2 protein-coding genes are annotated in these 1,605 nt (G+C 71.9%); both read left to right on the top strand.

Going from position 1 to position 1,605, the window contains the following annotated elements; genetic code table 11:
* The first annotated feature begins 327 nt into the window (after positions 1 to 327).
* A complete protein-coding gene (locus tag ACLN58_RS21965; RefSeq protein WP_415857331.1) occupies positions 328 to 1,053 on the top strand; it encodes a VIT family protein in 726 nt (241 codons plus the stop codon).
* Between the two features lie 12 nt (positions 1,054 to 1,065).
* Positions 1,066 to 1,605: aminoglycoside phosphotransferase family protein (locus ACLN58_RS21970; protein ID WP_415857332.1), on the top strand; the 540-nt coding region annotated here is incomplete at its 3' end.

Consider the following 1,605-nt stretch of genomic DNA (forward strand, 5'->3'; position numbering starts at 1 on the left):
GCCCCGGCGTTCCCCGGACTGCCAGCCGCCAACTGAGCCGAGGCTCCGCAGCGAAAGCGCACCTTGGCAGCGGGAGCGCACCTTGGCAGCGAGAGCGCACATTCGCCGGCGCGGAAACGTCCGCTCTCGCGGGCAGCCTCCGCCCTCGCGGACAACCTCCGCCCTCGCGGGCAGCCTCCGCCCTCGCGGACAACCTCCGCCCTCGCGGACAACCTCCGCTCTCGCGGACAACGTCCGCCCTCGCGGGCAACCTCCGCCCTCGCGCCGCCAACTGAGGAAAGGCTTGCTTCGCTGGCAGGCCCCGGCACCGAGTGCCACAGTGGAGGCATGACGACTGAACCGACTACGGGCCTGCATCCTGAGCCGCAGGGGACGGACCTCGCAGCAAAGCTCAATTGGCTCCGCGCGGGCGTCCTCGGCGCCAACGACGGCATCGTGTCCGTCGCTGCAGTCGTGGTCGGCGTCGCGGGCGTCACGACCAACAACGGCCCCATCCTCGCGGCCGGGATGGCGGCGCTCGTGGGCGGCGCCATCTCCATGGCCCTCGGCGAATACGTTTCGGTCAGCAGCCAGAGCGACAGCCAACGCCACCTCATCGCCAAGGAGCGCGAGGAACTCAAGGAGCAGCCGCACGAGGAGTTCGAGGAACTCGTCGGGCTGTACCGCGGCAAGGGCCTGTCCGAAGGCCTCGCGACGAAAGTGGCCGAGGAACTCACGGCCCACGACGCGCTGCGCGCCCACCTCGACATCGAGCTCGGCATCGATCCCGACGAGATCGTGAGCCCGTGGCACGCGGCGTTCGCGTCCGCGATCTCGTTCCTGTGCGGCGCCGTCCTGCCCATGCTCTCGATCCTGCTGTTCCCCGAGGCCATCCGCGTTCCGCTCACGTTCGTCGTGGTCCTCGCCGCCCTCGCCGTCACCGGGGCGGTCGGTGCCTGGATCGGCGGCGGCTCACGCTCCCGCGCGTCGATCCGCGTGGTCGTCGGCGGTGCGATAGCGCTCGCCGCGACATTCGCCCTGGGCAGCCTGCTCGGCACCACAGGGATTGCCTGACACACTACAAACGTGGGTGACGCCGTAGGCCCGGCAACGAGTGCCGCGTTCGCGCCGGAGGATCTGGTCCGCCGGTACTCGCGCACGCCCGCCGGCCGCGCCTGGCTCGACGCCCTTCCCGCCCAGCTCGACCGCTCCCTCGACCGCTGGGGCCTTACGATCGACGACGCCGATCCCGGACCCTGGTCCGGCTTCGGCGCGATGGTGGTGGGCGTCCGGCGGCGCTCGGAGAGGCTCGTGCTCAAGCTCGCCTACCCGTACCCAGAGGCCGCCTCGGAGCCCGTAGCCCTGCGCCTGTGGGACGGCAACGGCGCCGTGCGGCTCATTGAGGACGACGGCGGCGGCGCGCTCTTGCTCGAACGTCTCGACCCGCGCCACCGCCTTCAGGACGTCCCGTTCCCCGAGGCGACGGCCGCGTGGGGCGAGCTGGTGCGCCGGCTCTCGATCCCCGAGGACGACCGTCCCGACTGGGCCGCGCTCGAGAGGCTCGACGCGCGCGCCGAGCAGTGGAGCGACGAGCTTCCGGAGCGGTGGGATCGGTTCGGCCGGCCG

Origin of the sequence: Sinomonas sp. G460-2 (genome assembly GCF_047759905.1) — a bacterium.
Lineage (GTDB): Bacteria > Actinomycetota > Actinomycetes > Actinomycetales > Micrococcaceae > Sinomonas.

Coding starts and splice junctions, on each gene's coding strand:
- ACLN58_RS21965 (WP_415857331.1), top strand. CDS start 328: ATGACGACTGAACCGACTACGGGCCTGCATCCTGAGCCGCAGGGGACG.